This is a genomic window from Asanoa sp. WMMD1127 (assembly GCF_029626225.1).
Lineage (GTDB): Bacteria > Actinomycetota > Actinomycetes > Mycobacteriales > Micromonosporaceae > Asanoa.
Map to the genome: position 1 here is coordinate 5,632,210 of NZ_JARUBP010000001.1, position 16,867 is coordinate 5,649,076.

12 protein-coding genes are annotated in these 16,867 nt (G+C 72.2%); 10 read left to right on the top strand and 2 right to left on the bottom strand.

Annotated elements, in window-relative coordinates:
* The first annotated feature begins 180 nt into the window (after window positions 1-180).
* From O7635_RS26880 to O7635_RS26920, 9 genes are all read left to right on the top strand, one after another.
* Window positions 181-1,164: a PfkB family carbohydrate kinase gene (locus O7635_RS26880; protein WP_278083259.1), complete on the top strand. Its 984-nt coding sequence runs from the start codon at window positions 181-183 to the stop codon at window positions 1,162-1,164.
* Entirely contained in the window at window positions 1,161-2,168 is a 1,008-nt protein-coding gene (locus tag O7635_RS26885; RefSeq protein ID WP_278083260.1) for a LacI family DNA-binding transcriptional regulator, read from the top strand. The genes O7635_RS26880 and O7635_RS26885 overlap by 4 nt, the downstream gene beginning before the upstream one ends.
* Complete coding sequence (locus O7635_RS26890) at window positions 2,165-3,547, top strand: FGGY family carbohydrate kinase (protein ID WP_278083261.1); 1,383 nt, start codon at window positions 2,165-2,167, stop codon at window positions 3,545-3,547. Before O7635_RS26885 ends, O7635_RS26890 begins: the two co-directional genes overlap by 4 nt.
* Window positions 3,531-4,442, top strand: coding sequence for a hypothetical protein (locus O7635_RS26895; RefSeq protein ID WP_278083262.1), 912 nt, complete (start codon window positions 3,531-3,533; stop codon window positions 4,440-4,442). Before O7635_RS26890 ends, O7635_RS26895 begins: the two co-directional genes overlap by 17 nt.
* Window positions 4,439-5,197: an ATP-binding cassette domain-containing protein gene (locus tag O7635_RS26900; RefSeq protein ID WP_278083263.1), complete on the top strand. Its 759-nt coding sequence runs from the start codon at window positions 4,439-4,441 to the stop codon at window positions 5,195-5,197. Before O7635_RS26895 ends, O7635_RS26900 begins: the two co-directional genes overlap by 4 nt.
* Entirely contained in the window at window positions 5,194-6,285 is a 1,092-nt protein-coding gene (locus tag O7635_RS26905; protein ID WP_278083264.1) for an ABC transporter permease, read from the top strand. The genes O7635_RS26900 and O7635_RS26905 overlap by 4 nt, the downstream gene beginning before the upstream one ends.
* Window positions 6,282-7,271, top strand: coding sequence for an ABC transporter substrate-binding protein (locus O7635_RS26910; protein WP_278083265.1), 990 nt, complete (start codon window positions 6,282-6,284; stop codon window positions 7,269-7,271). The genes O7635_RS26905 and O7635_RS26910 overlap by 4 nt, the downstream gene beginning before the upstream one ends.
* Window positions 7,272-7,473: 202 nt before the next feature.
* Complete coding sequence (locus tag O7635_RS26915) at window positions 7,474-10,353, top strand: MXAN_6230/SCO0854 family RING domain-containing protein (protein WP_278083266.1); 2,880 nt, start codon at window positions 7,474-7,476, stop codon at window positions 10,351-10,353.
* Between the two features lie 16 nt (window positions 10,354-10,369).
* Window positions 10,370-11,221 (top strand): hypothetical protein, encoded by an 852-nt coding sequence (locus tag O7635_RS26920; protein ID WP_278083267.1) that lies wholly within the window; start codon window positions 10,370-10,372, stop codon window positions 11,219-11,221.
* Between the two features lie 50 nt (window positions 11,222-11,271).
* On the opposite strand, the gene O7635_RS26925 is transcribed toward O7635_RS26920, so the two are convergent.
* Window positions 11,272-14,613: a ThuA domain-containing protein gene (locus O7635_RS26925; protein WP_278083268.1), complete on the bottom strand. Its 3,342-nt coding sequence runs from the start codon at window positions 14,611-14,613 to the stop codon at window positions 11,272-11,274.
* A gap of 76 nt (window positions 14,614-14,689) precedes the next feature.
* A complete protein-coding gene (locus tag O7635_RS26930; RefSeq protein WP_278083269.1) occupies window positions 14,690-15,793 on the bottom strand; it encodes a sugar phosphate isomerase/epimerase in 1,104 nt (367 codons plus the stop codon).
* A 456-nt stretch (window positions 15,794-16,249) separates the two neighbouring features.
* On the opposite strand from O7635_RS26930, the gene O7635_RS26935 reads away from it, so the two are divergent.
* Complete coding sequence (locus O7635_RS26935) at window positions 16,250-16,867, top strand: DUF2625 family protein (RefSeq protein WP_278083270.1); 618 nt, start codon at window positions 16,250-16,252, stop codon at window positions 16,865-16,867.

The window sequence follows — 16,867 nt, forward strand, 5'->3', positions numbered from 1 at the left end:
TTTCGTGACTTAGTCAGGCACGCTCCATCTCGAACAACCAACCAAGGAAACGATCGCGTCACGAAACGTCCCCGAAAACTCCTCGTCATCTTGACAGTCATGAAGCCGAGTGCACATAGTGCGAGCACTGCTGTGACATCGATTACCTCGTCTCGTGACAACGATTACCCGACGACGGAAATGAGGGACCGGTCAGTGCTGATCGCGACGCCCAACCTGTGTCTGGACAGGACACAGCTCGTACCCGAGCTGGTGCTCGGCGGGGTGATGCGCGCCCGGTCCGTCGAGGTCACGGCGGGCGGCAAGGGCGTGAACATCGCCCGCGTCGCCCGCGCCCACCACCGGCCCGCCACCGTCGTCGGGCTCGTCGCCGACGGCGACCGGCAGCGCCTGCTCCGCCTGCTCGCCGAGGAGGGCGCCGACGTCGTCGACGTGCCGATGCCGGGCGACACCCGCAACGCGGTCATCATGATCGAGCAGCCGAGCGGCCGGACCACCATCGTCAACGAGCAGGGGTCCACGATCGACGCCGAGATCTGGGGCCGTTACCGCGCCGCCGTCGACGCCAACCTGCCCCGGCACCGCGTGCTGTCCTGCTCGGGCAGCCTCCCGCCGGGCGCGCCGGAGGACGGCTACGGACAGCTGGTCGCGCTGGCTCACGCGGCCGGCGTGCTCGCCGTGGTCGACACCGCGCCGGGCGCGCTCCGCGCCGCCCTCGACAGCCACCCCGACCTGGTCAAACCCAACCTGCAGGAGGCCGAGGCGGCGATCTCCGGCACGTCGGGGCTGGTGCTGACCGACGCCGACAGCGACGTGCGCGAACGCGCCGAGACCGCCGCCGCCACCCTCTGCGCGCTCGGCGCCCGCAACGCCGCCGTCACCGCCGGCGCACACGGGGTGGCACTGGCCGAGAGCGGAAAGAGGCCGCGCTGGTTCCCCGCCGTCAAGGTGCGGGTGGTCAGCGCCGTCGGCGCCGGCGACTCGTTCCTGGGCGGTGTCCTGCTGGAGATCGAGGACTCCGCGACGCCGGACTGGGTGGCGGCGATCCTGCGCGGATCCGCCACCGCCAGCGCCTCGTGCGAGCAGCTGCGCGCCGGCGGCGTCGACCCGGACCGGGCCGCCGAGCTGCTGGCCCAGCTCCGCAAGCAGGTCGGCCGCTCATGAAGGCGCCCCGGCCTCGGCTCCGCGACGTCGCGCAGGCCGCCCAGACGAGCACCAAGACGGCGTCGCGCGTGATCAACGGCGACGAGCGGGTCTCGGCCAGTACGCGGGCGCGGGTCGAGCAGGCCGTCGTGGACCTGGGCTACCGGCCGGACCCGCTGGCCCGGTCGCTGCGGCGCGGCCAGGACGAGACGATCGGCGTGGTGGTCGACGAGGTCGGCGACCCGTTCTTCGCCAGCGTGATCGGCGAGATCGAGCGGATGGCCCTCGATCGCGGCATCTCGGTCATCATCGCCAGTACCCGCCGCCGCGCCGAGCGGGAGCGGATCGTCCTCGACGGCCTGCTGCAGCGCCGGGTCGCGGGGCTCATCATCGCCTCCATCTCGGACACTCACGCCTACCTGCACACCTCGCCGTGCCCGTTGGTGTTCATCGACCGCCCGGCCGAGGATCTCGCCGCCGACGCGGTGGTGGTCGACGACCACGGCGGCGCCCGGATGGCCGTCGAGCACCTGATGCGGCACGGCCACCGGCGGATCGCGTACATCGGCGACCGGCTGCACACCGCCACCGCCCGCCACCGGTTGGCCGGTTACCGGGCCGCGCTGGAAGCGGCCGGCATCGCGCCCGACGACGCCCTGGTCGCCGAGGTCGAGCCGGCCAAGGGCGACGCCGGCGTCGCGGCGGAGACGCTGCTGCGCCTGCCCGACCCGCCGACCGCCGTGTTCAGTGCCAACACCCGCTGCTCGCTGGGCAGCCTGCCGACGATCCACCGCCTGCGCCGCACCGACATCGGGTTCATCTCGTTCGGCGACTTCGCGATGGCCGACACGCTGACCCCGGCGATCACCATCGTCGACCACTCGCCGGAGGCGATCGGCCGGCTCGCGGCGCAGCGGCTGTTCAGCCGGCTCGCGGGCGAGGCGCCGCCGGTCGAGACCATCCTCGCCCCGCTGCGCATCGTGGCGCGGGGCAGCGGCGAGCTCGCATCGCGGGACACGCCATGACCGACGTCGTGGCCGGGATCGACCTCGGCACCACGGACACCAAGGCCGTCCTGACCCGCCCGGACGGCGAGCAGGTGGCGTTCGCGCGGCGGCCGACGAGCTGGACGACGACCACCGACGGCCGGCTGGAGACCACTGGGGCCGCGCTGGCCGCGGACGTGCTGCGTACCCTCGAAGCCGCGGTCGCGGCCGCCGCCGAGGACGTCCGGGTGACCGGCATCGGCATCGCCGGCCTGGCCGAGAGCGGCGTCGTCCTCGACGAGCGGGGCCGCGAGACGTCGCCGGTCATCGCCTGGTTCGACGAGCGCGGCCAGGCCGAGCTGACCGCGCAGGGGCCGGCGTTCGTCGCCGAGTTCCCGCGGCGCACCGGGCTGCCGTTAGGTGCACAGTGGAGCCTGCCGAAGCTGCTCTGGATGCGGGCCAACGGCGTCCTGATCGACCACGCGTCGCGCTGGCTCAACATGCCCGAGTTCGTGGCGTACGCGCTGACGGGCGAGCGGGTCAGCGAGCCGTCGCTGGCCTCGCGCACCGGCCTGCTCGACCAGGCGACCGGTCAGCTCTGGCCGGAGGCCCTCGACCGGATCGGCGCGGGACCGGGGTTCCTGCCGGAGACCCGCACCGCGGGCGAGGTCGCCGGGCGGGTCACGGAGGGCGCGTTCGCCGGCGCCGCGGTCACCGTGGCGGGCCACGACCATCCGGTCGCCGCGATCGGGGCCGGCGCCACCGGTCCCGAGGACCTCTTCAACTCGTGCGGCACCGCCGAGGTGCTGCTGCGGTCGGTGCCCCGCATCCTCACCGACGACGAGCGCGCCACGCTGGTCGGCCTCGGCATCGACGCGGGCCGGCACGTGCTGCCGGGCCACGGCGTGCTGATCGGGGGCATGCGCTCCGGCCTGGTGATGCGCCGGATCCTCGCCCTGGTCGGCGCCGACGACCCGGCCCGGCGCGACGCGCTCGACCGGCGATGGCGGCCGGACGCGGCGGTCGGCGACGCCGTCGCGGTGCTCCCGGCCGGGCCGCACGACAACGACGTCACGCTCCGCCTCCGGGACGGCGCCGGCCCCGACCAGCTCTGGGCGGCCACCCTCGCGCACCTGGGCGAGCAGACCGCGGCCCTGCTGGCGGCGGTCAACTCGGTGGTCGGCCCGCACCGCACGGCCGTCGCCGCCGGGGGCTGGACCCGGATGGCGAGCGTGCGGCAAGCGAAGGCCGCGGTGATCCCGCGGCTGCGGATCTCGGCTCTCGAACAACCCGGCGCCCGCGGTGCGGCGATGTTCGCCGCCTGCGCCGCCTACGACGTCCCGTTCGACAAGGTGACGCGGCATTTCCTGGACACGGCCGACGCCACGGAAAGGACCACAGATGACCGATCGACATAACGGTCTCGGCGCGATCGCCGACGCCAACGGCGTCTTCTCGATCGTCGCGATGGACCAGCGCAACACGTTGCGCCGGATGTTCGCGGCGGTCGGCCGGCCGGACGTGGGCGACGCCGACCTGCGGCAGGCGAAGATCGACGTCGCGGCCGCCCTCACGCCGCTGGCCAGCGCGATCCTGCTCGACCCGACCTGGGGCGTGCCGGCCACGACCGAGGCCGGTGTCCGAGCGGCGAGCTGCGGCCTGCTCGTCGCGGCCGAACCGGCCGACCGGGGCAACTACAACGGCGAGCCGCGTACGCACCGCGACCCCAAGCAGGACGCCGCGTGGGTCAAGGCGCAGGGCGGCGACGCCGTCAAGTTCCTCGTGCAGCTGCGCCCCGGTCGCCCGGTCGGCGACGGCCCGGACATCGCCGCCGAGGTGCTCGACATCGTCCGTGAGGTGGCCGCGGACTGCCGGGCGGCCGGCATTCCGTCGGTGGTGGAGAACCTGATCTACGCGCTGCCCGGCGAGGAGCTGAGCGCGCAGCAGCGGGAGGACCTGATCGTCGAGGCGGCCGTGCAGATCGCGGACACCGGCGTCGACCTGGTGAAGATCGAGTACCCGGGCTCGGCCAAGGGTTGCCGCCGGGTCGCCGACCAGGTCAAGGCGCCGTGGGCGGTGCTGTCGGCCGGCGTCGGCTTCGACGAGTTCCAGAACGTGCTCCGGGTCTCCTGCGACGAGGGCGGCGCGTCCGGCTTCATCGCGGGCCGGTCCATCTGGAAGGAGGCCGTCGGCCTCGACGGGCCGGCCCGGCAGGAGTTCCTCGACACGGTCGCCAGACCGCGGCTGCAGACCTGTCTGGACACGGTCGCCGGCCGCGCCCGGCCCTTCACGGAGGCGGTGAGCCGGTCATGACCGCGGTGCTCGAGGCGCGCGGCATCACCAAGCACTATGGACACGTCGAGGCGCTCAGCGACGCCAGCTTCGACGTGCAGGCCGGTGAGGTGGTCGCCCTGATCGGCGACAACGGCGCCGGCAAGAGCACGCTGGTCCGGATCCTCTCCGGCGCGGAGTCGGCGGACTCCGGCGAGGTGCTCTTCGAGGGCCGGCCGGTCCAGCTCGGTTCGCCGACGGACGCCCGGGCGCTCGGCATGGAGACCGTCTTCCAGGACCTCGCGCTCGCGCCCCACCTGTCGCCGGTGCAGAACATGTATCTGGGCCGCGAGGTGATGCGCAAAGGCCTGCTCGGCAAGCTCGGGTTCATGGACGCGAAGGCGATGCGCGACGGCAGCCGGGCCGCGTTCGACCGGCTCGGGGCGACCGTACGCAATCTCAACGGTCCGGTCGGCTCGATGTCCGGCGGCCAGCGGCAGGGCATCGCGGTGGCCCGCGCGGCCGCCTGGGCGCAGAAGGTCATCTTCCTCGACGAGCCGACCGCCGCGCTGGGTGTCGTGCAGACCCAGAACGTGCTGGAGCTGGTCCGCCGGGTCAGCGGCGAGGGCATCGGCGTGGTGTTCATCAGCCACTCGATGCCGCACGTGATGGAGGTGGCCGACCGCATCCAGGTGATGTGGCGCGGCCGGCGGGTGGCCACCTACAACAAGGCGGACACCTCGATGGAGCAGCTGGTGTCCGCGATGACCGGCGCCCTGGCGCAGGAGGCGTCATGACCACCACTCGGACCGCCGACCAGGTGTCCACAGAGGACGCGCCGACCAGCCGGCTGTCCCGCATCTCCCGCCTGCAGGCGTTGCAGATCCTGATCCTGCTGGTCGTCACGGTCGCCGTGTTCACCGCGCTGCGCCCCGACACGTTCCTCACGGGCTTCAACATCCGCGGCATCGTGCAGAACACCGCCATCTACGCCGTACTCGGCGTGGGCATGACGTTCGTCATCATCACCGGTGGCATCGACCTGTCGGTCGGCAGCGTGCTGGTGTTCAGCGGCGTGGTCGCCGACAAGGTGATGGTCTGGTACGGCGGCCAGGGCTGGGGAACCGTCCTCGTAGGACTTGTCGCCGCCCTCGCCTCGGGGCTGGCCTGGGGCCTGCTCAACGGCGTTCTGGTGGCCAAGGCCAAAGTGCCACCCCTGGTGGTGACGCTCGGCTCGCTGAGCGCGGCGCTGGGCTTCGCGCAGATCATCACGAAGGGCCTCGACCTGCGGGACGCGCCGCAGGCCCTGGTCAACGACATCGGGTTCGGCAACATCGTCGGACAGGTGCCCACCATCGCCGTGGTCTCCGCGGTGGTCGTCGCCTTCGGCATCGTCCTGCTGCACCGCACCCGCTTCGGCCTCTACACGTACGCCATCGGTTCCAACGCCGAAGCCGGGCGCCGGTCCGGTGTCAAGGTCGAACGGCACCTCATCAAGGTGTACGCGTTCGCGGGGCTGCTGGCCGGTTTCGCCGGCCTGCTCAACCTCGGCTTCTTCCAGTCCACGACGATCGGCGGGCAGTCGAACACACCGCTGAACGTCATCGCTGGCGTCGCGATCGGCGGCACCAGCCTGTTCGGTGGCATCGGTTCCGTGTTCGGCACCGTCATCGGACTGTTCATCCCGATCGTGCTGCAGAACGGGTTCATCCAGGTCGGCGTGCAGCCGTTCTGGCAGCAGGTCGTCGTCGGCGCGGTGCTCGTCGCCGTCGTCTACGTCGACCAGCTCCGTCGTGCCGCCGCCGTGCGGGGCACGCCAACACGCCTGCCGTTCCTGTCCAGAGCAGGGCGAGCAGGAAGCGCATCGAGAAAGGGATCAGCATGAAGCGCAAGTCAACCGCCATAGTCGCCGCGTTGGCCGCCGTCGCGCTCGGCGCGGCCGCCTGTGGTTCCGACAGCGACGGCGGGGGCTCGTCCTCCGGCGGCTCGGACGGCAACTACAAGCTGGCGTTCATCCAGGGCGTCGCCGGTGACGCGTTCTACATCACCATGGAGTGCGGCATCAAGGAGGAGGCGGCCAAGGAAGGCGCGACCGTCGACGTCCAGGGCGCCCAGAAGTTCGACCCGACCCTGCAGACCCCCGTGCTGCAGTCGGTCATCGCCTCCAAGCCCGACGCCATCCTGATCGCGCCCACCGACGTCTCCGCGATGCAGCAGCCGATCGCCCAGGCCAAGGCCCAGGGCATCAAGATCGTCCTGGTGGACACGACGCTCAACGACCCGTCGGTCGCCGTCTCGGCGATCGCCTCGGACAACAGCGCCGGCGGCAAGGCGGCGTTCGAGGCCATCCAGAAGCTCGTCCCCAACGGCGGCAAGGTGCTCGGCGTCGGCGTTCAGCCCGGCATCAGCACCACCGACGCCCGCGACAAGGGCTTCGAGGAGGCCGTCAAGGCGGACCCGAAGTTCACCTACCTGGGTGTGCAGTACTCGCAGAACGACCCGGCCAAGGCCGCGTCCATCGTGAGCGCCGCGCTGCAGAAGGACCCCGACATCGTCGGCATCTTCGCCTCGAACCTGTTCTCGGCCCAGGGCTCGGCCACCGGCATCCGCCAGGCGGGCAAGCAGGGCAAGGTCAACGTCGTCGGCTTCGACGCGGGCCCGGAGCAGATCAAGGCCCTGCAGGACGGCACCGTGCAGGCGCTGATCGCGCAGCAGCCGGGCGACATCGGCGTGCAGGGCGTCCAGCAGGCCATCAAGGCCCTGAAGGGCGAGGCCAACGAGGCCAACATCAAGACCGGCTCCACCATCATCACCAAGGACAACCTGGACAGCCCCGAGGGCCAGGCGGCCGCCTACAAGGCGAGCTGCTGACCCCACCCCGGGCACGCCGGCCCGGCACCCCCACCCGGGGTGCCGGGCCCTTCGCGGTAATCGGGATGAACGGACGGGGCGGCAGCGCGTACGATCCTCGCTGCGGTGGGCGGCTCCGCGCGGCGCTTCCTTCTCAAACCTCTCTGGCTGATTAGCGTCGCGACTCTCCGCCCACCGCCTTCGCAACGGGGGAGGTGGCGCGATGGATCCGCTGGCCGGAGTGTTGCTGCGCCAGACGGGCCGGGTGGCGGTGGTCAGCGCGGGCGCGACGCCGCCGGACGGAAGTGCGTGGGTCGCCGCGCTGGAAGCCGACCTCGCCGGTCGTGGTTGGTTGTTGCGCGACGACCTGCGGGCCGCGGCCGCGGCGCTGCCCAGCGCGATCCGGGTGCGCTGGGCCGACTGGCTGCTCGCGGCCGTCGACGAGCTGGCGGGCGCCGACCGCACGATGGTGCCGCTCTACCGCACGTTCCCCGACACACCCCGCGACGTCGACAAGCTCTTCGTCCAGCGGCTGCTCGTCCACCTGTTCGCGGTGCCCGGCGCGCCGTGCGTCCTGTGTGGACGCGACGACGGTGGCGCGCCGCTCGATCCGTGCGGGCATCCCGTCTGTCCCGCCTGCTTTCCGCCGGAGCGATACAGCGCGTGCCCCGTCTGCGGCCGTCGGTTGGCGGCCGACAACACGTATCTCCCGGTAACGCCGCCCGCTGCGCCGCGAGCACGCCGGCTCGACGAGCGCCCGCCCCTGCCGCTGCGGCTCGCCGGGCTCGAGCCCGACCCGCACGCCGCCGCCGTCCGGCTCCGTGACGAGTTCGTCGCCCGGCCCGGCGCGCTGTCGGAGGCGGACCGGGCCGACCTCGAGGTGCTGGTCACCGCCACCGCCAAGGGCCGGCTCGACTGGCTGCCCGAGGTGGTGCCCGCTCGCGAGACGCTCGCGCTCGTCACCGCCTGGGCCCTGCACGCCACCGCCCTGACTCCCGCGTTCCCCGGTCTGGTCGCGGAGGCCGGGCGGCGCTGGACGACCGCCACCGACGTGGCGCGGACGCTGTGGGCTTACTCCGGCGGCGATCCCGGTCTGGTCCTCCCGCGCCGCGCCGACGACACGGGGCCTGGCACGGCCTGGCGGCCCGTGCAGGAGCCCGTTGTGACCGTTCCGGAGGTGCGGGTCCGCGCGCTGGCGCGTCCGTTGCGGCGGGCGGCCCTCACCTTCCTCGACCGCTGTGGCGCGGCCGGGGCGGCGGAAGACCTGCAGCGCCATCCGACCGTGTGGAAGCGGCTCGGCGAGCGGCTGCACCCTTTCGAGCGGGTCGCGTCGCGGCCCGCGGCCGCCCTCGCGTTCGCCGCGCTGCGTGGCACCCGCACCGCGCCCGACAGCCACCTGGCGGTGGCCATCGAGGAGGCCTGTGCGCGCGAGCCGCGCCACCTGCTGCTGATCAACCACGCGGACGGCACGGTCGGCGTCCGGTTGCGCACCCACGCCGCGCTGGTCGAGGCGGCCTTCGCCGCCGGTGACGTGGCGCGGGCCGCCGAGCTGCTCACCGAGCGGCCGGGTCAGCTGTGGCGGCGGCTCGACCACCTGCTCCGCGCCGCCGGCGAGGACCCGGTGGCCCGCGCCGCCGTCGACGCCGCCATGCGGGCCACGGTCCCGGCGGCGGGGGCGGCCGTGCTCACCGCGGCGGCAGCCGAGCTGGCCGGCCGCGCCGAGACCGTGCCCGCCACGGCCGAGGAGCTGGCCGCGACCGCCCGCGCGCGCACCGCGGCCCGGGCGCACCGCGCGGCCGTCGCCGCTGCGATCCCGGCGTTCACCGAGAATGTCGGTACCCTGCTCGACGCGGCGGTCCGGCGGCTGCGCGGCGGACCGACCCGGCCACCGACTGGCTCCCCTCCCGTTGCGGATGACGCACCGCTGCCCGGGATCGTCGGTGGTCGGCCCGGTCCCGGCATGCCCCGGCGGGTGTTCTTCCCGCGCGGCAGCGTCGTCACCACCTGGACCGAGCCCGAGCGGCGGCGGCCGATCCCGGCGGATGCCATCGCCGCGACCCGCGCCCTCGTCGACGGCGAGCTCAGCGCCCGCGCCGGCCGGCACGAGCGGTTCGACGTCGCCGTGCTGGACGCGGCGCTGGCCGGGATGCCGGCGCCGATGCGGGAGCGGGCGGCCTCGGCCCAGCTGGCCGGCTGGCCGCGCGGGGGCGTCCGTCCGCTGCCGCCGGGCCAGGTGCTGCGACTTTTCCTGCACTGGACGGAACCCGCGGGCACCCGGGTCGACCTCGACCTGTCCTGCGCGTTCTTCGACCGTGACTGGCGACGGCTGGGCCAGTGCGACTACGAGCAGCTGCGGTTCCGCGGCGATGCCGCCGTGCATTCCGGCGATCTGACCTCCGCCCCGGCGCCGCTGGGGGCGACCGAGTTCCTCGACCTCGCGGTCGACCGGCTCGCGGTGACCGGCGTGCGGTACGCCGTGCCCGTGGTGCTCAGCTACAACGCCGTGCCGTTCGAGGCCCTCGGCGATGCGTTCGCCGGCCTCATGGTGCCGCCGCCCGGCGGAGGGCTCTTCGACGCCGCGGGTGTGGCCCAGCGGTTCGATCTCCAGGGGAACGCCCGAATGCTGCTGCCCATGGTCATCGACCTGCCGGCCCGCCGGCTGCTCTGGACCGACCTCACGCTGCCGGGCCGCGGCTACGGCCACAGCGTCGGTCGCCACGGCGACCAGCTCGCCCGGGCCGCGGCCGACCAGTGGATCCATTTCCTCGGCGGCCACCGGGCGACGCTGCTCGACCTGTTGGCGTTCCACGCGGCCGGCCGGGCCGACCGCATCCTCGTCGGTCACGCCGACGGCACCTGGACCCAGGTCCCGGCCGACCCGGCCGCGGTCCGCGCCGCGGCCGCGGCGTCCACCGGCGGGCTGGCGCCCGATCTGTCGGGGCGCACGGTGCTGGCCGGCGCCCTCGATGTCGATGGCCTCGATCGCCTGGTGCCGTGGGCGGTCGGTGCCGGCTCGACCGCGCTGACCGTGACCGGCTCGGCCGGCGATCCGTGGACGCCGCGCCGCGCCGAGTACCTCCTCGGCGATCTGCGGGCCGGCTGACGGGAGAATTAGGCCCATGGCGATGGAGGGGCTCGAGCCGGTCGCCGACGTGTCGGCGGGGGACTGGCTCGCGGCCGCTCTGCCCCGACCGAACGGCGCCGTGTCGGGTGTGGTGCCGGGCAGCTTTCCGGCGTACGCCCGGGTCCTGCACCCCGTCGAGCGCCACGACGGCGGGCCGGACACCACGTGGGCCCAGGTGTGCCAGGCGACCGGCCGCGTCGCCCATCCGCTGATGCAATGGTTGTCGATCATCACTCGGGCGGACGGCAGCGAGTGGACCGACGGTGACGTACGCCCAGGAGCGCTGGCGCCGCCGGCCTTGGCCGCGCTGCTCGACGTGCTGGCTCCCTACGCCGGCGACCAGGTCTGTTGGCACGCCCTCTGGGAGGGCTGGGGCTGGGTCGGCGGTGGCGGCGTCGCGGTGATGAGCGTGGTCGAGCGCGACGACGACATTCCCGGACCGCGTGGCATCGTGCGCTACCAGGAGAGCACAGCCGACTGGGACGAGGACGCCGTGCCGGCGCTCGCGCCGCCCTTCGTGCCGACCGATCCCGGCGTGCCCCGCGAGGTCTGGGATCTGCCTCGCCTTCGACTGCCGGATCGCGACTACCTCCTCTATCGCGGTCCGTTGCGGGCGGCCCTGGCGATGGGCCACGACTTCGCCGGCGCCTTCGAACCCCAGTCGCCGAGCCTGCTCTGGCCGGCCGACCACGCCTGGTGCGTCGGCACCGAGATCGACTTCGACTCGACGCTGGTGGCCGGCCCGCCCGAGCTGATCGCCGCCGTCCTGGCCGCGCCCACGCTCGAGGCCTATCCCGTGCGGGCCACGGACGACCTGTCGCTGACCGGCGACCGCATCAACACCTGACGGCCCGCCACCCCACGAGGGAGTGACGGGCCGCCGCCGGCCGGGCAGGGTCAGTCGAACTGGACCCAGTTGAGGTTGACGAGGCCGGTCGTCGGGCCGCCGGTGACGCCGGTGAAGACCAGGAAGAGCTTGTGCGCGCCGGCCGCGTAGCTGACCGGGACCGCCGTCTCGACGAAGGCGCCGTTGCCCGTCGTCGCGTTGAGCGTGCCCGTGCCCGCCAGCGGGCCGGTGGGCGAGTCGATCCGCAGCTCGACCGTCGCCCGCGGGGTGCCCGCGGTGGCCGCCGATCCGCCCGAGTGCCGCAGCGTCACGGTCGACACACCGTCGAGGTTGATCGGGTCGAAGGCGATGCTGTCGCCCACGTCGATGCCGTTGACGTGCAGGCCGCCGCCGGTGTCACCGGTGTTGGCGACCGTCACGCCGGTCTGCACCTGCGCGAACTCCGCCTGCTGCCGCGGCGTCTGGATGACCGCCTGCGACACCGTGGTCAGCGCCGGCTGACCGCCACCGCCCAGGTCGGTGTACGACGCGCTGACCGCGCCGAACAGGTAGCCGCCCGCGTGGTCGGCGCCGTCCGCCGGTGACTGGACGGTGCCCGTGCAGCCGGTGGTCGAGCCGTCCGGGTGGCCGTGCGTGTCGTGGCCGAGCACGAACGTCACCACGACCCGCGTGCAGTCGATCGGCCCGTCCTCGGGGTCGCTGACCTCGACCGTGTACGGGATCGAGTCACCCCAGTCGAAGAAGGAACCCGCGACCGGTGTGGTGACACGGACCGACGGCGCCGTGTTCCCGACCGTGATGACCGTCGTCAGCACGCCGGTCTTGCCACTCGAGTCGGTCACGGTCAGCTTGGCCACATAGGACCCGTTCTCCGTGTACGTGTAGGTCGGGTTCGGGTCCGCCGAGTCCACCGTGCCGTCGTTGGTGAAGTCCCAGGCGTACGAGATGGACTCGCCCGGGTCCGGGTCGAAGGTGCCGGCCGACGAGAACGCGACCGTCAGCGGTGCCTGGCCGGACGTCGGTGTCGCGGACAGCTTCACCACCGGCGACCGGGTGCCCTTGACGTAGCGGATGACCGACAGCTGCGCGTCCGGGTTGGCGTTGAAGAAGCCGTCGCCGTACTCCAGCACGTAGAGCGCGCCGTCCGGGCCGAACTCCATCTCCATCGGGTTGTCGAAGAGGGTGCCGGGCAGGAACTGCTCCACGCCGGTCAGGTTGCCCTTGCCGTCGGTGCGCATCATGAACAGCTTGTCGCGGGTGAACTCGCCGAACACCACGGCGTTGTTGAAATATTCCGGGAACTTGACCTGCGAGGTGCTGTCGGCGTCGTACTTGTAGATGGGGCCGCCGTGCGGGCCGACGCCACCTGTCCCGATCACCGGCCACTTGAAGTCGCAGGCGATGGGCGGGTTCTGCAGGTACGCGCTGCCGCACGGCGTGCGGGCCTCGTAGGTGTACCAGAACTGCGGCTGCTGCACCGCCGGCAGCACGGTCAGGCCCGTGTTGTGCCGGGAGTCGTTGACCGGGGCGCCGCAGTTGAACGGCTCACCGGACGTCCGCGTCGCGAAGTCGAAGTCCACATAGGGCAGACTCGGCGACATGCACAGCGGCCAGCCGTAGTTGCCGGCCTTGTTGGTCGAGAACCACCGCCCGGTGCCCTCCGGCCCGCGGGTCGGGTTGGAGGTGCGCGAGTCGGGGGAGTAGTCGGCGACGTAGAGCCGGCCCGAGCTGTCCACGTCGAAGCGGAACGGGTTGCGCAGGCCCATCAGGAAGATCTCCGGACGGGTCTTCCCGTCGACGTCCGTCGACTCGGGGAACAGGTTCCCGGCCGGGGACGTGTAGGTCCCGTTGGCCTTCACCTTGATCCGCAGCACCTTGCCCCGCAAGTCGTTGGTGTTGGCCGACGAGCGCCGGGCGTCGTAGCCCGGACCCTGGTTCGGTGAGTCGTTGATCGGCGTGAAGCCGTCCGAGCCGCCGGCGTTGGTGTCATCGCCGGTGATCAGGAACAGGTTGCCCTTGCCGTCGAACTTCACCTTGCCGGCCACGTGGCAGCAGATGCCGCGGTCGACGTCGACCCGGATGATCTGCTGCTCGGAGGCCATGTCGAGGTGCGGCGTGGGCGACTCCACCAGCTTGAACCGGGAAAGCTGGTTGTAGCCCTTGAACTTGTCCCACGTGGTCGGGTCGGTGCTCGTCGCCGGTGCGTCGCCCTCGTTGACACCCGGGGTCGCCGGATTGTCCACGGGAGTGTTCAGCGGCGGCGCGTAGTAGACGTACACCCACTTGTTGGTGGCGAAGTCGGGGTCGATCGCCAGTGTCTGCAGGCCGTCCTCGTCGTGCGAGTAGACCGGGATGGTGGTGATGACCGGGCTGGCGTTGGTCGTCGGGTCGTACATCCGGATCTGACCGCCGCGGGTGTTGTGCAGCACCCGGCCGTCGGGCAGCACGGCCAGCGACATCGGCTCGCCGGGCTCGTCGTTGAGCGTGACCTTCTCGTAGTTGGCCAGCACGGTCGCGCCGCAGTCGCCCTCGACCACGCCGGACGCCCACTGGATGCCGCCGAGCAGGTGCCGCTTGTACGCCGCCGCCCGGTAGGTCTCGATCGAGTGGCCGAGTCCGGTGTAGAACGACCGGCCGCCCTGGTAGTCCTTGCACCAGCTGATCGGGTGGTCGAAGCCCATCGTGCCGCCGGTGACGGTCTTCTCGTCGACGGTGGCGAGCACATGGGACTGGCCGCGGACGTTGGCGGTGAAGTTGTACCACTCCTCCGTCAGGGTCAGCGTGCGCGGCACCGTCTCGGTCGCCGGGTGGACCCGGTCGGCGACGTCGACGTTGCCGGGCTCGACACCGGTGACACCGGCCACCTTGGCGCCGACCAGCGACTGGTAGAACGCCCAGTTCGGCTCGGTCTCGGCCGCCGCGTGCACGCCGACGTAGCCGCCGCCGGCCTTGACGTAGCCCTCGAACGCGGCCTCCTGGGCCGGGTTGAGGATGTCGCCGGTGGTGTTGAGGAACACGACGGCGCGGAACTTCGCCAGGTTGGCGGCCGTGAAGTCCGCGGCGTTCTGCGACACCGTGACGGTGAAGTCGTTGTCCTTGGCCAAAGCCCGGATCGTCGCGACACCGTCCTGGATGGACGGCCGGCGCACACCGGCGGTCTTGGTGAAGACGAGCACCTTATAGGTCTCGGGCGCCCGAGCCGACGAGCGCAGGGTCTCAGGGCCGTTCTCGGCCGCGACCAGCGGCTCGGGGTCCGCGGTGCGGGAGCTGCCCGCCGCGGGGTCGGTGGCGCGGGGATCCGCCTGTGCGCCGGCCGGAGCCAGCACCACCAGCGGAAGCCCGACGGTCGCCGCGGCCAGCGTTGCCAGCCGTCGGCGGAGGGTGGATGGCATTCGTTCCTCCGGGGTGTGGGGGTATCGCCTCGGAGGCCGGGCGCGCGCCGCCGCGCCCGGCCCGCTCAAACGGGGTTCAGCGACCGCGCTTGTAGATGGTCAGCTCGGACATGTTCTGGTAGGACAGCGCCGCGAAGTCCAGCGACTGGCCCGGGTTGGTCGCGCCGCCGGGCGCGTTGTCCTGCTCCCAGTTGGCGTGCCGGTAGTCGGCGTCGCCGATGGTCTCGAAGAACTGCTGGAAGTTGATGTCACCCTCGCCGAGCGGCACCATCTCGTAGCCGTTGGGCAGCGTGCTGTTGCGGTTGCCGTCCTTGGCGTGGAACAGCGGGAACCGGTCGCCCCGGGCGGCCACGTTGAGGATCGGGTCGAACAGGTCCGTACGCTCGACGCCGCGCTTGTCGATGAACTTCTGGTGCTTGAACCGGGCCACGTACGCCCAGTAGATGTCCAGCTCGAAGAAGACGTACCGCGGGTCGGCCTTGCCGAAGAAGTACTCCAGGCGCCGCATGCCGGACGACCGGGTGGGCCGGCCGTTGACGTCGAACGGACCCTCGTCGAGCAGGAAGGAGTACGCCGCGTCGTGGTTGTGCGTGTAGAGCTTGAGGCCGCGCTTGCGCGCCTGCCGGCCGAGCTCGTTCCACAGGTCGGCGGCCGCGTCCCAGTCCGACGTGTAGCTGGAGTTCGTCGGGTCCGAGCCGGTGCCGATGTGCTTCATGCCCAGCGTCTCGGCGATGTCGAGCTGCTGGGTGAAGGTGGTCGCGTTGATCGACGTGTGCGTGCCGTTGGCGACCAGCCCGTTGTCGTCGAGGATCTTGCGGATCTCCTCGGGCGTGATCTGCCGGCCCAGGATCGAGGTGTGCTGGTTGTAGCCGGCGAACTCGACCTCCTTGTAGCCGAGCTCGGCGACCCGGGCCAGGACCCGCTCGAATCCGTACGGGACGCCGCTGTCGTCGGGCGCGGCCGAGATCCGGTCGCGCACCGAGTACAGGATGATGCCGCGGCGCCGCTGCGGGATCAGCTCCTCGGGGTGCAGGTTGCGCGTGCCGATCGCCGGGGTGCTGGTCGACAGCACCGGCAGACCGGCGGCGCCGAGCGCGGCGCCGGCCGCGGCCGAGGCCTTGAGGATGTTGCGCCGGGTGAGCCGGCGGCGCTCGGCGGGGTCCAACGGAGTTTCGGTCATCGTCGTCCGTCCTCTCGGCGGCGGACAGCCGCCAGCGGCGCGACGGCAGGGTGCCGCCGCGATGGGATGAGCGTGAATCGATTCAGGCGCCGCCGACGCGCCCGGCGTGGTCGAATCCGTCAGGGGCAGGTACAGGCCGCGGTGCCACGCGCGGCGGGCGGCCGGCGCTGGGATCACCAGCCAACCCGTGGTGTGTCCTGTGTGTTACGGGAGACACTAATGTCAGTGACGGCCAAAAGATAGATGGTTGAGAGCGAAAGTTCTTCATGGATGGCCGTAACTTTTGCACAACCAGCGGAAAGTCCATTGAGGTCCGCGAACTCACTCACGGTAGTGAATATTTGCGCTGGTCGTCAAGGTTGCTTGCCGGCCGACAACCTGTTCGCATACCGAACAGCACCGCCGCTTCTCCGCCGACAGTTCGCACAAGGCGCGCGGGCCTGGCAGGCTACGTGGGTGGAACGGCCAGCGTGGGACGAGATCGCGGACGCGGTGGCGGCGGCGCCGTACCCGGTCCAGGTGTTGCCGGCCGATCCAAGACGGTCCGCCGGATGCCTCGCCCGCCTGGAGATCACCACCCGGTCGTGGCTCGGCGCCGTCGTTGCCAACAGCGGTGGCCTGCTCGTCGACCATGGCTGGCTGCGGGCCCTGGGCGGCGGGCATGACGGGCTGCCCGACGTGGCCGCGCACCTGGATCCCGCCGACGGCCGGCTGGTCGTCGGGTTCGACGTGCTGGGTGGACAGTTCACCTGGTCGCGGGCGCGGCCGCAGGCCCGTCCGACGATCCATTACTTCGGCCCCGAGGATCTCGCCCTCGACGATCTGGAGGTCGGCTACGCCGAGTGGCTCGACGCGATGCTCGGCGGCGCGCTCACCGCGTTCTACTCGGCCGTGCGCTGGCCGGGCTGGGAGGACGAGGTGCTGGCCGTGCCGCCGGACCAGGGGATCAGTCTCTGGCCGCCGCCTTGGACCAGCGAAGGCAAGGATCTCTCGGCCGTTTCCCGCCGACCGATCCCCCTGGCCGAGCTCGTCTCCGCGCACGCGGACCTGGCGCGTCAGCTCGGGTTCCGCTGA